The 17,046-nt window shown below is 48.7% G+C and carries 13 protein-coding genes; all 13 read right to left on the minus strand.

The window, feature by feature from the left end; all coding sequences use genetic code 11:
- Positions 1-41 precede the first annotated feature (41 nt).
- The 13 genes from thiI to grpE all read right to left on the minus strand — a co-directional run bounded on the left by thiI (position 42) and on the right by grpE (position 17,032).
- The gene (gene thiI, locus OCV96_RS03960) at positions 42-1,223 is read right to left on the minus strand and encodes a tRNA uracil 4-sulfurtransferase ThiI (RefSeq protein ID WP_022312140.1); all 1,182 of its coding nucleotides are present in this window, start codon (positions 1,221-1,223) and stop codon (positions 42-44) included.
- Positions 1,224-1,256: 33 nt separating this feature from the next.
- Positions 1,257-2,426 (minus strand): cysteine desulfurase family protein, encoded by a 1,170-nt coding sequence (locus OCV96_RS03965; RefSeq protein WP_118538165.1) that lies wholly within the window; start codon positions 2,424-2,426, stop codon positions 1,257-1,259.
- A gap of 155 nt (positions 2,427-2,581) precedes the next feature.
- Positions 2,582-3,328, minus strand: coding sequence for a 16S rRNA (uracil(1498)-N(3))-methyltransferase (locus OCV96_RS03970; protein WP_118538167.1), 747 nt, complete (start codon positions 3,326-3,328; stop codon positions 2,582-2,584).
- Between the two features lie 21 nt (positions 3,329-3,349).
- Entirely contained in the window at positions 3,350-4,336 is a 987-nt protein-coding gene (gene prmA, locus OCV96_RS03975) for a 50S ribosomal protein L11 methyltransferase (protein ID WP_022312143.1), read from the minus strand.
- Positions 4,323-4,961, minus strand: a complete 639-nt coding sequence (locus OCV96_RS03980) for a hypothetical protein (protein ID WP_227732152.1) — start codon at positions 4,959-4,961, stop codon at positions 4,323-4,325. The genes prmA and OCV96_RS03980 overlap by 14 nt, the downstream gene beginning before the upstream one ends.
- Positions 4,954-6,405 carry a hypothetical protein gene (locus tag OCV96_RS03985; protein WP_262593597.1) on the minus strand — a complete coding sequence of 484 codons (1,452 nt, stop codon included), beginning with the start codon at positions 6,403-6,405 and terminating at the stop codon, positions 4,954-4,956. The genes OCV96_RS03980 and OCV96_RS03985 overlap by 8 nt, the downstream gene beginning before the upstream one ends.
- Complete coding sequence (locus OCV96_RS03990) at positions 6,405-8,534, minus strand: YhgE/Pip domain-containing protein (RefSeq protein WP_117465971.1); 2,130 nt, start codon at positions 8,532-8,534, stop codon at positions 6,405-6,407. The genes OCV96_RS03985 and OCV96_RS03990 overlap by 1 nt, the downstream gene beginning before the upstream one ends.
- Position 8,535: 1 nt before the next feature.
- Positions 8,536-9,015, minus strand: coding sequence for a hypothetical protein (locus tag OCV96_RS03995; RefSeq protein WP_255713250.1), 480 nt, complete (start codon positions 9,013-9,015; stop codon positions 8,536-8,538).
- Between the two features lie 82 nt (positions 9,016-9,097).
- Positions 9,098-11,308, minus strand: coding sequence for a YhgE/Pip domain-containing protein (locus OCV96_RS04000; protein WP_118503154.1), 2,211 nt, complete (start codon positions 11,306-11,308; stop codon positions 9,098-9,100).
- Positions 11,305-12,891: an O-antigen ligase family protein gene (locus OCV96_RS04005; protein ID WP_262593600.1), complete on the minus strand. Its 1,587-nt coding sequence runs from the start codon at positions 12,889-12,891 to the stop codon at positions 11,305-11,307. The genes OCV96_RS04000 and OCV96_RS04005 overlap by 4 nt, the downstream gene beginning before the upstream one ends.
- A 273-nt stretch (positions 12,892-13,164) precedes the next feature.
- On the minus strand, positions 13,165-14,346 hold the full coding sequence (gene dnaJ / locus OCV96_RS04010) for a molecular chaperone DnaJ (protein WP_262593601.1): 1,182 nt from the start codon (positions 14,344-14,346) through the stop codon (positions 13,165-13,167).
- Positions 14,347-14,484: 138 nt separating this feature from the next.
- Positions 14,485-16,365, minus strand: coding sequence for a molecular chaperone DnaK (gene dnaK, locus OCV96_RS04015; protein ID WP_119624137.1), 1,881 nt, complete (start codon positions 16,363-16,365; stop codon positions 14,485-14,487).
- A gap of 73 nt (positions 16,366-16,438) precedes the next feature.
- Positions 16,439-17,032 carry a nucleotide exchange factor GrpE gene (gene grpE / locus OCV96_RS04020; RefSeq protein ID WP_022154983.1) on the minus strand — a complete coding sequence of 198 codons (594 nt, stop codon included), beginning with the start codon at positions 17,030-17,032 and terminating at the stop codon, positions 16,439-16,441.
- Positions 17,033-17,046: the final 14 nt, after the last annotated feature.

Raw genomic sequence — 17,046 nt, forward strand, 5'->3', positions numbered from 1 at the left:
CTCTGTTTCCCCGGTTCTGAATAGTTACTCTGCATTCGCACTTATGCTTCCGCAATGATCAGTTCTTTGGTCTCCAGTGCGGTCTTCACCAGTTCGTCGATCTTCTCATCCAGATTGTGTTCATGTCTGCGGATCACCTTCACGTTCGGTTTCGTCACGGGATGTTTTGCCACGAAGATGGTACAACAATCTTCATAGGGCAGAATGGAAGTCTCATAAGTCCCGATCTTCTCGGATACTTCTACGATCTCCTGCTTGTCAAATCCGATCAGCGGACGGTAGACCGGCAGCTCACATACTTCATTGGTAGCAATCAGGGAATTCATGGTCTGGGATGCCACCTGTCCGATGCTCTCACCGGTGATCAGGCCCAGGCACTCAGTCTCTTTCGCGATCTGTTCCGCAATCCGCATCATATAACGGCGCATGATAATGGTCAGTTCCTCATGAGGACATTTCTCATAAATATATAACTGAATATCGGTAAAATTGATCACATGCAGATAGATCGGTCCGGTGTAACGGGCAACGATCTTCGCCAGATCCACTACTTTCTGCTTCGCACGCTCACTGGTGTAAGGCGGTGCATGGAAATATACCGCATCGATCTTGACGCCTCTCTTGGCGATCATATAACCTGCCACGGGAGAATCAATACCACCGGAGAGAAGCAGCATTCCCTTGCCACCGGTACCTACGGGCATTCCTCCGGGACCGGGCAGGATCACGGAGTAGATATAGATTTCTTCACGGATCTCAATGTTCAGCATAATATCGGGATGATGTACATCCACCTTCATATTGGGATAAGCCTTCAGGATAGCTTCTCCCATATCCATGTTGATGGTCATGGAATCCTTGGGGTAATTTTTCCGGGCACGTCTCGCTGCCACCTTGAACGTCTGATTGCAATCGGGATATACTTTTGCAATGTAGTCAATCACGGTTTCACACAGCTTCTCAAAGCCCTCATCCTGTACGTGCACTACCGGGCAGATTCCGGAGATTCCGAAGACTCTTTGTAAGTGTGCCACAACTTCATCGTAGTCAAATTCTGACTCTGCATCTACGAAGATACGGCCCTGTGTCTTGTGCACCAGGAATTCTCCCTCACACTTTTTCAGTGCATACTTAATCTGGCGTACCAGAGCATCTTCGAACAGGTAACGGTTCTTTCCCTTAATGCCAATCTCGGCATATTTTATCAAAAATGATGTAAACACGTTCGTTTCCTTTCTGAGTGTTTCTCAAATCGCTTATCTGCGACTGTATCTGCGTAACATAGGTACTATATTGTACAATGCCTGGAGACATACGTCAATCTCTTCTTCCGTGGTAAATACGGAAAAACTGAAACGTATGGTGGAATCCAGCAGGGATTTATCGATGCCGATGGCTTTCAGTGTAGCAGAAGGCTGCGGCTTGTGTGCAGAGCAGGCGCTTCCTGCAGAAACATAGATTCCCTTGTCCTCCAGTGCATGCAGGAGCACTTCACTTCTGACGCCGGCAAAAGATACGCTGACAATGTGTGCCGCCGTTCCCTCACCGTACGGTGCATCCGGCAAAAGTCCGTTGACCTTCACCTGATCCAGTCTTTCCACACCTTCAATGAATCGTCTCTTGCAGGCGCAGAGTCTGGCATGATCCTCATCAAAATGACTATAGAGCATTTCCGCTGCTTTTGCAAGTCCCGCAATACCGGGCACATTCTCGGTACCGGAGCGGAGGTTCTGCTGCTGTCCGCCACCGAATACGATGGGCTGGATCTTCACCCGTTCCCCTACATACAGCAGTCCGACGCCCTTCGGTCCGTGGATCTTGTGTCCACTGACGGACAGCAGATCAATGTGCATCTTCTTGGGATAGATCCGGGATTTTCCGAATCCCTGTACCGCATCCACATGGAACAGCGTATCCGGGTTCATCTGTTTGATCAGAGCTCCGGCTTCCTCAATGGGCTGCAGGGCTCCGATCTCGTTATTCGTGTGCATGATAGATACCAGAATGGTCTCCGGTGTCATGGCTCTGCGTAAGTCTTCCAGCCGGATACGTCCGCAGGGATCCACCGGCAGATAAGTGACACGATACCCCTGGGTCTCCAGATAACGCATGGTCTGCAGGATAGCGGGATGTTCGATCTGCGTCGTGATCAGATGATTGCCTCTGCGGCAATTCGCCAGGGCGCAGCCGATCAGTGCCATATTATCGGATTCCGTTCCCCCGGAAGTAAATAAAAGCTCTCTCTCCTCCACCTTCAGAATCCTTGCCAGAGTCTCCTTGGCATAGCGGAGGTATTTCTCTGCCTCCACTCCCTTCATATGCAGGCTGGAGGGATTACCGTAATCTTCACACATGATCTTCGTCATCAACTCTGCCACTTCCGGGAATGTCCTTGTGGTAGCGGAATTGTCCATATAGACTTCCATTCTCTTCTTCTCCTTGCTATCTATCTCTTCAGTAACTATTCAGCGCCCTATTCGCCAAATCGACTCTTCCGGGCTTTCCTTTTGCTCTGAATAATTACTATATTCTTCTTATGATTAAAATATGCCGCAGGCAGGCGATCCGTGCCGTCCGCTGTCTAATTTTCCAACTGATACATCAGCCATGCGATAGTCGTAAATCCGGCCGTCTCCGTCCGCAGGATCCGTTTCCCCAAAGTGATCGGTTGAATTCCCGCCTCCGTGGCAAGTCTTATCTCCTCCGGATCAAATCCGCCCTCCGGGCCGATGAAAATAGCGATCTGCTGTCCGGGTCTTGCGCTTTCGATGAGCTGTTTCGTCTGTGGCATTCCTTCCGCCAGCTCGTAAGGTACCAGTTTCAGATCCATTTCAGAAGCCGTTTTCACCGCCTGCACATAACTCATAACCGGTGCCACCGTCGGGATCACGCCTCGTTTGCTCTGCTTGGCGGCTGCTTCCGCAATTCCCTGCCAGCGCTTTATTTTGCTGTCCGCTTTTTTCTCATCCAATTTCACCACGCAGCGTTTCATAGCCACCGGAATGATCTGAAAGGCTCCCAGTTCCACAGCCTTCTGGATGATGAGCTCCATCTTGTCCGCCTTGGGCAGTCCCTGGAACAGATAGATCTTCGCCGGAAGCTCTACTCCGTCTTCCTTGATAAAACGAAGCTCCAGACGGACACAGTCCTCTTCCAGTGCAAGGATCCCACAGCGATATTCCTTCCCGTCGATTCCATTGCTGACAGCCACTTCTTCGCCGGGGCGCATCCGCAGTACATTTTTGATATGATTCACATCGGTTCCCCGGATGATAACGCTCTTCGCTGCCACGTCGATCTGTTCCGGTTCTACAAAAAACTGATACATAGAAACTCCTATTTTAAGCGCTTAATTCTTTCTTGCGGTAACGCTGACCCATTCTCCCTGGTAGGTCACTTCCAGTACTTCCAATCCAGCGGCCTTCACAGCCTCCACCACGGTCTGCTCCTTGTCATCAATGATGCCAGAGGTGATGTAGATACCGCCCTTCTTCAGCTGATGTACGATGACAGGAGTCAACGGTACCAGTACATCTGCCAGAATATTGGCCACCACGATATCATAACACTCATAGCCTACCTTGTCCTGCACTTCTTTGTCTGTAATGATATTGCCGATCATCATGTCAAACTGTGCCGGATCGATTCCATTCACTTCGCAGTTCTGGGCCACAGCTTCCACAGCACAGATATCCAGATCGGTTCCCACGGCATGTTTTGCCCCGAACATGAGGGATAAAATTGCCAGAATACCGCTGCCGGTGCCGACATCCAAAAGCTCTGTCTCAGGAGTGATGAACTTACGCAGCTGACGGATACACAGCTGTGTGGTCTCATGCATACCGGTGCCAAATGCCGTACCGGGATCGATATGAAGCACCATCTTGTCAGTATCTTCCGGTTTGATATTTTCCCAGGAAGGGATCACCAGAATATCATCGATATAGAACTGGTGGAAATACTGTTTCCAGTTGTTGATCCAGTCAATGTCCTCCGTCTCATCTACCACAACAGAAGCCTCGCCGATATCCATAAACTGGCGTAAGTCTTCCAGTTCCCGCTTTACATCCGCAAGTACAGCTTCGGTCGTGGTCTTCTCCCCGGCCACTTCCAGACTGCCGTCCTCTTTTTCCTCTACAAAAAAACTTAAATAGGCAATGCCGTCATCCTCCGGTCCGTCCGGCAGGATATCTACAAACATCTGCTCCTTCTCCATGGCGGTCAGGGGCACCTTGTCTTCGATCTGTGCCCCTTCCAGTCCGAGATCGTACAGGGTGCTGATAATAATATCTTCCGCTTCCGTTACCGTCTTTATTCTGAATTTAACCCACTTCATTGTTCTTTTTTTCCTTTCTTTTCCATTGTTCCAACACAGCATATATCATTGCAGCCACGATTGCAATAAAACTGTCGATTTCCAATACGCTGACCGCATCCAGCTTCTCTCTCCAGGTGTACCGGTTCAATGCCTGTCCGTCCACAGTTGCTTCATGTACCACCAGTTGCTGATTTTCCGGTACATGCGCCTTTTCCGTAGTAGTATATACTACCTGCGGCAGATTCTCGGAAATACTTTGATTCACGATCCGGTATTCATATACAGCGCCCCTTTTCAGCCGGGTCTCGATGACGGCAGGGAAAAATGTTGTCGATTCCATGGCATCATAAGGAATCACACCTTCATATATCTTCTGATCCTCTTTCCATATCTCCAGACCCAGAAGTCCGTTCCGTTCTTCCTCCTGATTATAGTTCACCGCGATTTCCAGTGTTTTCAGAAAATCTGTCTCCGCAACAAAATACTGCGAAGCATATTCTCCCACCTGCAGGGGCTCTGTATATCCATAATCCTCACTTAAGGAACTGTCCTTTTTATCTTCACGGATTCCTCCATACGGCCATACAAACAACATGGAAAGTATCGCTGCCAGCAGGACTCCTCTTTCCACCCATTTAATCATTTCCCGTTTCCTCCGTTATGTTCACCTTTAAAATATCAAAATCCGTATTCCCATCCATATACTGAAATCCATAATGTCCCATATTTTCATAGGTTACGGTATATTTATCCGATTCCTCCAGCAGATGTCCGAAACACTGGAAATACCAGACTCTTTTCCCCACCAGTTCTTCCAGATCCGGCACCTCTTCCATGGTATAAAAGATCTGGTCCGGCATATAGCATCCGAATAGCTGTCCGAAGCGGGAATCCGTATCGTAGACGACCACATCTCCCGGCTCCATATTCTCCGCTATAAATGCCTTCGTCTCTTCCAGATATGAGATTGTACCATATTCTTCATGATAAGAGATTCCGTAGGCCGACACTCCCATCCACACAGTGAAGGACAGACAGGCGATCCATTCCTGTAAATTGATCCTGGATAAAATGATAGCCATTCCCAGCCAGAACAATCCCATGCTATGCATAACATGGCGGTAGGTAAAAAAGTGGGACGCGTGTAATGCCAGCAGCGCCGCCATCAAATAGCTTACTGGGAAAATACAGGTACACAGAACCGCAAAAACACCGTTTCTTCTCCCCAGCCGCTTCCAAAAGAGGATCGCGCAGACCAGTGTCAGTACAAAAAGAAGTTCTCCCATTTTGGTCGCATACTTCACTCTGGTTCCGAAAATGAAATCAAAAAATTCGTAAATACCGAATTTGGATCGGTTCGTCGGGTTTCCATCAGAAACCAGCAGATGAAAGAAATCGGATTTTATCAGCCATGCCACAAAAAGCAATACAACGGAACCACCACAGACAAACGGCTTCCAGATCTGTTTTCTGTCCTGCTGCCAAATCACCGCCACCAGATACAGGTAGATAAACAGGTAACTGAACGCGGTAAAGTAATGACTGAAAATACCGCAGAAGGTCGTCAGAAACAATATCGTCCACAGGGCCTTACTGTTCAGCCGCTCCCGCAGGAAATAAGCGGTCAGTCCGCAGACGGTAACTCCAAACACCGTCCAGGAATACATTCTGTTGTTCACACTGATCTTCATCATTGCAGGTGTCAGGCTTACCATGATCATATAAAGGGCTGCTGTCTTCGCTCCCCACTGCCTGCGGATCACAACAGGCCCCAGCAGCATGGACAATACCGTTCCCAGCAATGCAAACATTTTGTAGGCAATAATGCCGTCTCCTGCCAGAAACGACCACAGCCGCAATCCCATATACCATACCGGCACATCCGTATCATGGGCCGCCAGTACCACGCGAATGATTCCCATCATCGTATTGTCATGGGCTGTGCGATAACTGTATGCTTCATCATAGTCGATCCCCTCACTGAGACACAGGGAGAACAATACCGCCGTGCACAGAATGAGGATCAGCCATAAGCCAATGGTTGCAATTTTATGTTTCTTTTCCGAAGTCATTTTTTTCATCTTCATCAGATCATTAATCCTGTCTTCTCTTTACTCTTCTCTATCATATGATTCAGCTTGCGGAACGGCGGCTCCAGTGCCAGTCCCAGCAGCAATGCTACGATCAGGAACAGTGTCATTTTTCCTACATTGATCCAATAATCCACGCCGTACATTCCTGCAATACATTCTTTAAACGCTTTCATGCCAAACTGGAACGGCAGGAAAGGATAGATCCACTGGAATACCTGCGGAAGAGCCTCGATAGGGAACGTTCCGCCGCTTCCCGCCACCTGGATGACCATGACTACAATAGCCAGTGCCTCACCCACGTTTCCAAAAGCGAAAGTCACAGAATACATAAAGCAGCTGAATGCCGCACTGGCCACGGCTGCCGCCAGCCAGTATAAAAACCTGTGCTGACACTGTATCTCAATATAATAAAGGTTCCCAAGAACAATAAGCAGTGTCTGTGCCTGTCCGATCAGGAAAAACAGCAGATATCTGCCAAAATATCTCTCATGCGCCTTATAATGATCCCCCGGTTCAATGGGTTTCACACCCACGTGAATAATAGCCACCAGGAACAGCGCTCCCACCCAGATTGCCAGGATCGTATAGAACGGCGATGCCGCAGAGCCGTAATGATCCACCGGATAAACAGGTACCGTCTCCAGTCTGACCGGAGAAGATACGAAGTCTGCCACCGCCGTCGGATCGGCAGCCATAGCGCTTAAAATATCCTCATAGGTCTCCGCACCGGTGATCCGTTTTATATTATCTGCTATTTTGCTGACCTTGTCCAGCAGTTCCTGTGCGATCACCAGGGAATCCTGCAGGCTGACATTACCTTCCTGCAAAGTCTGCTGATACTCTTTCAGAATATCGGAAATTTCATCCATATTCACATCCGTACCGTTCATCATCGCTGCGGCATTCAGGAAAGCCTGCTGCATGGATTTGCCGGTAGCCCGGAAAGAAGGTCTGACATTGTTATTGTAATCACTCATCAGATTATTCAGCTGTTTGTTGCAGATCTGGATCTGTTCCCGGATCTGTGCCCGCAGAGTATTGATATCATGATCCACATCTCCCTTGCTGTCTTGCAGCTGTTTCAGATCCGCTTCGATCGTTTTCAGAGACTGGTTGATCTCCTGAATCTGAGCATCCTGTCCGGTGATCAGGCTTCCCAGCACATCCATATTGGCCTGCATGCCCTGTACCAGTCCGATGGCCGTGCCCAATCCGGTGTCCGTGGTGCTTCCCACATTGTTGCTGCCCATCTGCTCCAGCAATCCATCAGAAAAGACCGACAGATACTGCAACGCTTCCGTGACCATATCCATACTGCTGCTCACCATATCTCCCATAACGTCAACCGCATCGACGCTGGAATTGATCATGGTCTGCATACCGATCATGGTATTTCGTCCATTCTCCAGCATATTATCCATATCCGGGAGCATATTCTGGCTGGTCTCCATGATCATCTCCGCGGAGGTCATAATACTCTGGAAGGACTGTAACATAACCACATAATCCTGCAACTGTGCCTGCATGGTATCCAGAGATTCTTCCACACTGGTCTGCCCGCCGGCATTCACCACCGAAAGGGCATTTCCCGCTTTCATCACCGCTTCTGCCACAGTACTGATAAAGGTGGCATTTACCTGTTCCTGCACGGCATTTTTCGCTTTGCCCGTGATTTTGGGGGCAATACCATTCTTTTTCTCATTTTCATAGTAGTAAATGGTGGGATGATCCACTTCACCGTCGATAAATCCCAGCATTTCCTGAGTAAAAGTCTCCGGAATAATCAATGCCGCATAGTAATCACTGTTCTTCACACCTTCCAGTGCTTCCTCCGTGGTCTCCGGGAACACCCAGCCGATAGTGGTATTGGCTCCCAGAGCCTCCAGCACACTGTCTCCCACGTTCAGAGACAGCCCCATGATCTCCGCCCCGGCATCATCGGAAGCCACGGCTACTTTCAGCTGACTGGTAGCTGCGGGCTCGTAAGGATCCCAGTTGGAGAAAATGTTGAACCAGGCATACAGTGCCGGGAGGATGCTGAGTCCCATGATAATAACGACCGCCACCACATTATTGCTGATCCGACGGATGTCGGTGGTAAATATTTTCCAGATATTATGCATACTATTCACCATCCTCCCAGTCTTCGGTCTCGTCTTCGTTTTCCTCTTCGGTTTCGTCTTCCGGATTCTCTTCGGTTTCATCTTCCGGATCCTCTTCGGTCCCGGTCTCGGCCGGGGAATTCAGGCCTTCACCAATCAGTTTCCGGGTCTCCCGGATGATCTGCGCCGCCCGGTCAAAGTCTGTCGGAGTCACCGCTTTGAGATCGCCTTCTTCTCCTTTGAGCTCCATGATCTTCTCCTGCAGATTATAATCCATATATTCCACAACGATCAGATAGATTGACAGGGCAAACAGCGACACGATCCACAGGATCAGGAAGATGACCTTGTTGCTGCCAGTCAGGAACAACAGTGCCAGAAAAAACAAGGGGACGATCCAGATACATTTCAGACCGATCTTTATTCTTTTTCTATTCTTCTCATGAAGGGCCTGCTCGTAATCCAGAACCTTCTGAAAAATTTCTTCGTAATTTCTCTCCATGATTTTACCTTTCTGCCTGTTCGGAACTTCATTCACAAACCCACTCCTGCGGAGTTTTCGTTTTCATGGTTCTGAACAGGTGTCACATTAACTCAGTGTCTTCCATACGCTCTTCCACAAAATGGTTCAGTTTTACGAACGGGATCCGGATCACCAGGCCGATCAACAGTCCCTCGATCATAAACAGGCTCAATTTTGCCAGTGCTTCCATATAGGCAGTACCGTACATACCCGCCAGTGCCTCACGCATGGCCCGGATGGCATAGGGGAAGGGAAAGAAAATATAAATCTTCTGGTAGGTGTCCGGTAGCAGTTCGATCGGGAAGGTACCGCTGGAACCAGCGATCTGCAATACCATAACAATAACGCAGACGGCCTTGCCCACATCTCCGAATGCCAGTGTCAGAGAATAGATCAACAGGGAAAATGCCGTAGCCGTAAAGCTTGCCGCCAGGAAAAACAGCCCCGGTTCCACAATGTTTACTTTTAACAGCCACAGATCTCCGGCCACAATGATGGCTGCCTGAATCTGTGCCAATAAGAAGAACAGCAAATATCTGCCGAAATACAATTGATAGCTCTGCACATTTTCAAGCCCTTTCGGAGAGGCTTTTACTTTCACCAGTGCCACCAGGATCGTAGAACCTACCCAGATCGCCAGTGTGGAATAGAACGGTGTCATGGCAGAACCATACGTAGCCACCGGATACATGGCTATGGTCTCCATGGTTACGGGAGATGCAAAATATGCCCCCAGACTATCCGGATCTCCTCCAAGGAAACGCACCAGAATATCCATCATTTCCTCTTCGGATGCACCGTCCAGCTTCTCTGTCAGATCTGTAAGTTTGGCGCTGATATTATCTACCACATCTTTGATCTGTCCCAGACTCTCACTGGTTCCGGACACAGTGTCACCGACACCTTCCATGACAACTCCGACATTTTTCACCGTATTGCTCAGGGTATTTACCAGATTGGTCACCTGATTCAGAGAATCTGACATATTTGTCAGAACCTTCTGCATCTGGGGCACCAGATTATTCTTATAGATTCCCTGCATATTACTTACAGAAGTCTCGCAGCTGTCAATGGCGCTCCTTAAATTATTCATGGCATTGTTGACATTGACCTTTGCATTCTCCGCAGCCTTGTCGTCCGTGGATTCCAGAACGCTGCCCACTACGGTATTCATCAGATCCAGTTCCTTCTGCATGGCTTTCAATGCTTCCATAGCCGCATCAGTTGCCGCTGCGTTGATATTGCTGCCGGTGCCGCCGTTCGCAGCATTACCGTCAGAGACGCTTTCCAGCTTTTGTTGGATCAGTGCCGCCAGCAGTGTATTTACTTGTCCGTTCAGCGTATTGGTATCTCTTGCCACCCGGTTCAGATCTCTCGTCATCTGGGCGGTATCCTCCGCCAGTTTGCTTTCATCCAGAGCCTTTTTGATACTTTCCAGAGAGTTATTGATATTGCTCATGGAAGTATCGATGTTGTTGCTGAAATTGCCCAGGGTGTCTCTGGTAGAAGACAGATCCTGACTGCTCTGGTTCAGACTGGCTGTGGTGCTGTCCAGTTTCTTCTGCATCGCGGGAATCTCATAGTTGACATGGGTGATGGCAGACTCCAGCCGCGCATTGCCTGCCTGAAAGGAGTCGATCATGGCACTGTATTCCTTCAGATTGTCATTCAGTTCCTCCAGTTTGGAACAGAATTCCTCTACATAACTGTCCCCCTGTACCTGATCCGACACCGTATTGCCCTCTTCAAATACCGTGGTAGCCGCCACCTTGATAAAGGTCTCATTGATGGTATTCTGCAGAGTTCCTGCCACCGTATCCGTGATTTTGGTGGCAATGGCATTGCTCTTCTGATTCTGATAATAGATCAGCGCCGGATTCTCAAAATCATCCGAAAATACATTGTACATACTATAAGTAAATTTATCGGTAATGACGATGGCTGCATAATATTTTCCGGCTTCCACGCCCTCTTTTGCCTCTTCCTCGGTATCCAGAAAGATCCATTTTACACTGGTGTTGGAATGCAGGCTTTCCAGTACGGATTCTCCCATATTTACCACCGATCCGTCTTTCAGCGTATAGTCCTGATCCAGGGATACTACCGCCACAGGAATTCCTCCGGTATTGGCATAGGGATCCCAGTTGGCAAATATATTAAACCACGCATACAGCGACGGTATCACGCATAACCCGATAATAATAACCAGCGCAAAAGGATGCTTCACCAGTTTTTTTAGATCTCCGGTAAAAATCTTCCAAATATTTTTCATATAGCTTCTAACAACTCCTCATCCGTATCCATTTGATTGGTTTTGGTCTTTTCTCCCCGGGCCGCCGCTTCACACAATCCAAGTATCAGGAAGAAAAGCGGCGCATTCAGCACCTGCTGAAAGCTGATCAGGGAATGTATCCCGTAGGTAAGCAGTAACAATACTGCGAGAAAATTCTTCCTGTATGTCTGCAGCGCCGTGATAAAAACAGCTGCATAGGCAGCCACACCCAGCAGTCCCATATTGACCAGTGTGGTGAGCCACTCATTATGTGCATTGGTAAAAACAGAGCCTTCAAAATATCCTTTATCAAAAAGCACCGTGCCTCCCGGCAACAGTTCTCCCAGATACGATGCAAAACAATCCGGGCCTGCTCCCAACAGCTTCTGATGCAGATTTCCTTTCCGGAAACCCATCCATGCCATCTGCCACAATCTTCCCCGGCGATTGCCCCATTCCGCAAAATCGATTACCAACAACCGATGCAGATACCATGCCAGCACTACCGCTATTCCTGCCAGTGCACAACACAATACTCCCTCTTGCAATATTTTTTTCTTATTCTCCGGAATCCTGCGACAGGCTCCCCAAAGCAGCAGACACCCTGCTGCAACCGAAATCCATCCCTGCCAGGCTGCCAGTTTTTTGGCGATGCCATCCTGCAGGAGAATGTCAAACGTTCCCAGATATAACATCCATTTACCCCAACGGCACATTCCCAGCGCCACCGCTGCAAGAAAAAGGAAATATACTTTCCAATGTCCGGTTTGCTTCCGGTCGAGCCAAAAGCACAACCCCATGACTGTGCATGCCACGATCACACCGCTGTCACTTCCCTGTAAAAGCAGAAGCATCATGGCCAACATATTACACGTTCCTGCCAGCAGTGTGGGACCTTTTTTCCCCGCTTCCACTGCCCGGTGAAACAGCGTCATGGAAAAGGGAAACATCACACTGTAATACCCGCTGAGCCAGTTGCTGTTCCCCAGCGTGGTCAACATATGGGTAAATTCCCAGTCCCCCACAACGTAACCCTTGAGAAGTCCCAGAGGATCATAGCCCAGCTTCTGCAACAGACCGATCAGGGTGACCGCCACAAAAGCCGCCTCTCCTAACCATATCGCCGTTTTACAACTACCTCCGTACTTCGCCGTCAGTAAAAAACCTCCGATCATCAAACAGATCGTGACAGCTCCCATGTACCATTCCCGCTCTCCGTTCCACGCGATACTGCCATAGGGGCTGCAGATTGCAGAGAGTAACGCACAGATTCCGTACAGGCAGACCGCCGTCGTTACCGCATGTGTTCTGCATTTATCGACCGATTTTTTCACTACTTCAGCCAGAGATCTGGCAAAAATCCGATGTTCCCCTGTCCACCGGCTGCTTACAGCAAAGACACACATTGCCAGCAATGCGATCCCCTGGCAAAGCAGTGAAACATTGCGATACAGGTAATATTTGGTATCACCCAGTTTATAATATCCATTCCAGGGAATATAATAAAGAGGCAGCACTGCCAGAATAACGATCAGATAACTCTGACATACAATTTTCAGAAATTCCTCTTTCCGGTTCTCCATCCTGCAGGCTCCTTCGTGTCACAGACAGCATAACTACTTGAATTGTAAGCGTTTCTGCCCATTCTGTCAAACCGTTCACCCTGCCTTTTGACAAAAAAACCAAACTGTATTCTATATCATTGGCCTTCAAAGATACCTTTAACTTTTTCCCAACAAACCAGTAGCCCCGGCTGGGTGTAAGAATAAGCAGTGCCGCTACGCTCTGCGATAGAGCACGAGCGTGCCGCGTTTCTTACCCCAGCCGAGGCTACGGGGAATTTTATTTATTAACTTTTACTTCCAAAACTTTTTCTTCTTGCCGTCCCTGGAGTCATTCTCCCTGGTCTCTCCCTCTCCGCTTTCCGTTTCTTTCTTCACTGCATTCAGGGAATCTCCGGTCAGTGCATCGAACTGCTTCAGCAGTTCCTTTGCCTCCGGTTTTAATTTATCGGGTGTCTGTACCACCAATGTTACATAGTGGTCACCGCGGACATCCTTATTTCTCCAGGAAGGAACACCCTTGCCGCGCAGACGGATCTTGGTGTCGGTCTGGGTTCCGGCCTTTACATCATATACCACCTTGCCGTCTACCGTATCGATCAGCACTTCGCCGCCCAATGCCGCTACTGCAAAAGAAATAGGTACGGTAGAGAAAATATCGAAATCCTGTCTCTGGAAGATAGGATGACGACCTACGATCACTTCTACCAGCACATCGCCTCTGGGGCCACCGTTGACACCTGGCTCACCCAGTCCCGGCATACGGGTAGACTGTCCGTTGTCGATACCTGCGGGAATATCCACCGCATAACGTTTCTTCATAGGAATATATCCGGTACCACGGCAATCCGGGCATTTGTCCTTGATCACCTTACCGGTTCCCTGACAGTCGGGACAGGTCTGTACATTACGCACAGTACCGAAGAAAGACTGCTGGGTAAATACCACCTGACCCTTACCACCACACTTGCTACAGGTCTCAGGGCTGGTTCCGGGCTTCGCACCGGAGCCGTTACAGGTCTTACAGGTTTCCTTTACCGTAAGATCGATCTCTTTCTTGCAGCCGAAAACTGCCTCTTCAAAAGTGATATGAACACTGGTACGGATGTTGGCACCTTTCATGGGGCCGTTATTTCTGGCACCTCTGCTTCTGCCGCCTCCAAAAATGTCTCCGAAAATATCTCCGAAGATGTCTCCGAAGTCTGCACCGTTAAAGTCAAATCCACCGGCGCCGCCTGCACCACCGTCAAATGCCGCATGGCCATACTGATCATACTGACGTCTCTTCTCGGGATCACTCAGCACGGCATAAGCCTCGGAAGCTTCTTTAAATTTCTGTTCTGCCTCCTTGTCTCCGGGGTTCATGTCGGGATGGTATTTTTTCGCCAGTACCCGGTATGCTTTTTTAATTGCAGCATCATCTGCATTCTTATCTACACCGAGGACCTCGTAATAGTCTCTCTTCTGCTCTGCCATTTTTGCACCTCTGTCATTTAAATCTAAAAACGGTTATGCACAGGGCACGCTTTCGCATACCCTGTGCCGCCTGTTATCACAATCACTGTTACACAGCATTTACTGTTATACCACGGATTGCTCTGTTTGTGAAGTTATTTATACTTCTCTAAAATCTCCGTCGATGACATCATCATCTGCGGAAGAACCTGCATTGCTGCTACCGGCCTGTGCATTCATGTCAGGACCTGCGCCCTGAGCACCCTGCTGTGCCTGTGCAGCCTGCTCATACATCTTGGTGAATACGGACTGTGCGCTCTGGGTCAGTTTCTCTTTTGCAGCTTTCAGTTCATCTACATCGCTGTCGCTCATTTCCTGATCCTTGGTTCTCTCCAGAATAGCCTTCACAGCTTCCAGATCAGCCTGTACCTGAGTCTTGTCACTCTCGGGAACCTTGTCACCTACTTCATTCAGAGCCTTCTCCGTCTGGAATACGAAGGAATCTGCTTCGTTTCTTGCCTCGATAGCTTCCTTACGCTTCTTGTCCTGTGCCTCGAACTCAGCTGCTTCCTTGACAGCCTTCTCGATATCGGAATCGGACATGTTGGAACCGGCGGTGATGGTAATGTGCTGTTCCTTACCGGTACCCAGATCCTTAGCGGATACATTTACGATACCGTTGGCATCAATATCGAAAGTAACCTCGATCTGAGGGATTCCTCTGGGTGCGGGAGCGATGCCGTCCAGACGGAACTGTCCGAGGGACTTGTTATCCTTAGCGAACTGACGCTCACCCTGTACTACGTTGATATCTACTGCGGTCTGATTATCAGCAGCGGTAGAGAAGATCTGGCTCTTCTTGGTAGGAATGGTTGTATTTCTCTCAATCAGTCTGGTAGCAACACCACCCATGGTCTCGATAGACAGAGACAGAGGAGTTACATCCAGTAACAGAATATCACCGGCACCTGCATCACCGGCAAGCTTACCACCCTGGATAGAAGCACCGATTGCTACGCACTCATCAGGATTCAGAGATTTGCTGGGCTCTTTACCGGTCAGGGCTCTTACCTTATCCTGTACCGCAGGAATACGTGTAGAACCACCTACCAGCAGTACCTGACCCAGATCAGAATAGTTCAGGCCAGCATCCTTCATAGCGTTCTGTACGGGGATAGCAGTCTTATCAACCAGGTCTCTGGTCAGTTCATCGAACTTTGCACGAGTCAGGTTCATATCAAAGTGCTTAGGTCCCTCTGCAGTTGCGGTAATGAAAGGAAGGTTGATATTGGTGGTCATTGCGCTGGACAGCTCTTTCTTAGCCTTCTCAGCTGCTTCCTTCAGTCTCTGCATAGCCATCTTATCACCGGACAGATCTACGCCTTCTGCCTTCTTGAATTCATCCAGCATCCACTGAATGATCTTGTTATCGAAATCATCACCGCCAAGGTGTGTATCACCGTTGGTAGCCAGTACTTCGATGACACCGTCACCGATCTCGATGATAGATACATCAAAGGTACCGCCACCAAGGTCGTATACCATGATCTTCTGTTCTTTTTCATTGTCCAGACCGTAAGCAAGTGCTGCTGCGGTAGGCTCGTTGATGATACGCTTTACATCCAGACCTGCGATCTTACCGGCATCCTTGGTAGCCTGACGTTGGGCATCGTTGAAGTATGCGGGAACAGTGATAACTGCCTCGGTAACCTTCTCACCCAGATAGCTCTCTGCATCTGCTTTCAGCTTCTGCAGGATCATTGCGGAAATCTGCTGAGGAGAATACTTTTTGCCATCAATAGTACGGCCACGGTCAGTACCCATGTCTCTCTTAATGGAAGCAATGGTCTTCTCTGCGTTAGTAACTGCCTGACGCTTTGCAGGCTCACCGACCAGTCTCTCACCGGTCTTGGTAAATGCTACAACAGAGGGTGTAGTTCTTGCGCCTTCTGTATTAGCGATAACGGTGGGCTTACCACCTTCCATAACAGCTACACAGCTGTTGGTTGTACCTAAGTCAATACCAATAATCTTACTCATAATATTTTCCTCCTGTTTTTATTCTCTGTTTTCATTTTATAGTTTCTATTTTCAAAAATATGTGATAATCAAATTATTGAACAACGCCTACCATGCTATGTCTTACGACCATGTCATGGTATGTGTAACCCTTCTGGAGTTCCTGGGCTACGACACCGGATTCATACTCATCGCTCTCCACCTGCATCACTGCGTTGTGAAGATTCGGGTCGAATTCCTGTCCGACCGCCTCGATGGGTTTTACACCGATGTTCTCAAGTTCTGTCATCAGCTGTTTGTAGATGCGGTTCATACCGTCTACAAAAGGATCTTCTTTGGATTCCTCGGGAACCGTTGCCAGACCTCTTTCAAAATTATCCACTACCGGAAGGATCTTCTCGATCACACTCTTGGCACCGGTATCGAACATTGCCTGTTTTTCTTTGTCAGTTCTCTTACGGAAGTTCTCGAACTCCGCCATCTGACGTTTTACTCTGTCTTCCAGCTGATCGATCTTCTCCTTGTAGGAATCTTCCTTTTTGTTCAGCTTTGCCTGCTTCTTTGCTGCCTTTTTGTCTTCCTTGCTCACGGGTTCCTCATCTTCTGTCTCTTCTTCCTTCAGTTCTTCGGCATCTGAAAGATCCTGTTCCATTTCTTCCTCTAATATTTCTTTTTCCTGATCTGCCATTCTTACTTTCCTTT

The organism is Waltera acetigignens, assembly GCF_025567015.1.
GTDB classification, from domain to species: Bacteria; Bacillota; Clostridia; order Lachnospirales; family Lachnospiraceae; genus Acetatifactor; species Acetatifactor acetigignens.

Coding starts and splice junctions, on each gene's coding strand:
- OCV96_RS03965 (WP_118538165.1), bottom strand. CDS start 2,426: ATGGAAGTCTATATGGACAATTCCGCTACCACAAGGACATTCCCGGAA.
- OCV96_RS03970 (WP_118538167.1), bottom strand. CDS start 3,328: ATGTATCAGTTTTTTGTAGAACCGGAACAGATCGACGTGGCAGCGAAG.
- prmA (WP_022312143.1), bottom strand. CDS start 4,336: ATGAAGTGGGTTAAATTCAGAATAAAGACGGTAACGGAAGCGGAAGAT.
- OCV96_RS03980 (WP_227732152.1), bottom strand. CDS start 4,961: ATGATTAAATGGGTGGAAAGAGGAGTCCTGCTGGCAGCGATACTTTCC.
- OCV96_RS03985 (WP_262593597.1), bottom strand. CDS start 6,405: ATGAAGATGAAAAAAATGACTTCGGAAAAGAAACATAAAATTGCAACC.
- OCV96_RS03990 (WP_117465971.1), bottom strand. CDS start 8,534: ATGCATAATATCTGGAAAATATTTACCACCGACATCCGTCGGATCAGC.
- OCV96_RS03995 (WP_255713250.1), bottom strand. CDS start 9,015: ATGGAGAGAAATTACGAAGAAATTTTTCAGAAGGTTCTGGATTACGAG.
- OCV96_RS04000 (WP_118503154.1), bottom strand. CDS start 11,308: ATGAAAAATATTTGGAAGATTTTTACCGGAGATCTAAAAAAACTGGTG.
- OCV96_RS04005 (WP_262593600.1), bottom strand. CDS start 12,891: ATGGAGAACCGGAAAGAGGAATTTCTGAAAATTGTATGTCAGAGTTAT.
- dnaJ (WP_262593601.1), bottom strand. CDS start 14,346: ATGGCAGAGCAGAAGAGAGACTATTACGAGGTCCTCGGTGTAGATAAG.
- dnaK (WP_119624137.1), bottom strand. CDS start 16,365: ATGAGTAAGATTATTGGTATTGACTTAGGTACAACCAACAGCTGTGTA.
- grpE (WP_022154983.1), bottom strand. CDS start 17,032: ATGGCAGATCAGGAAAAAGAAATATTAGAGGAAGAAATGGAACAGGAT.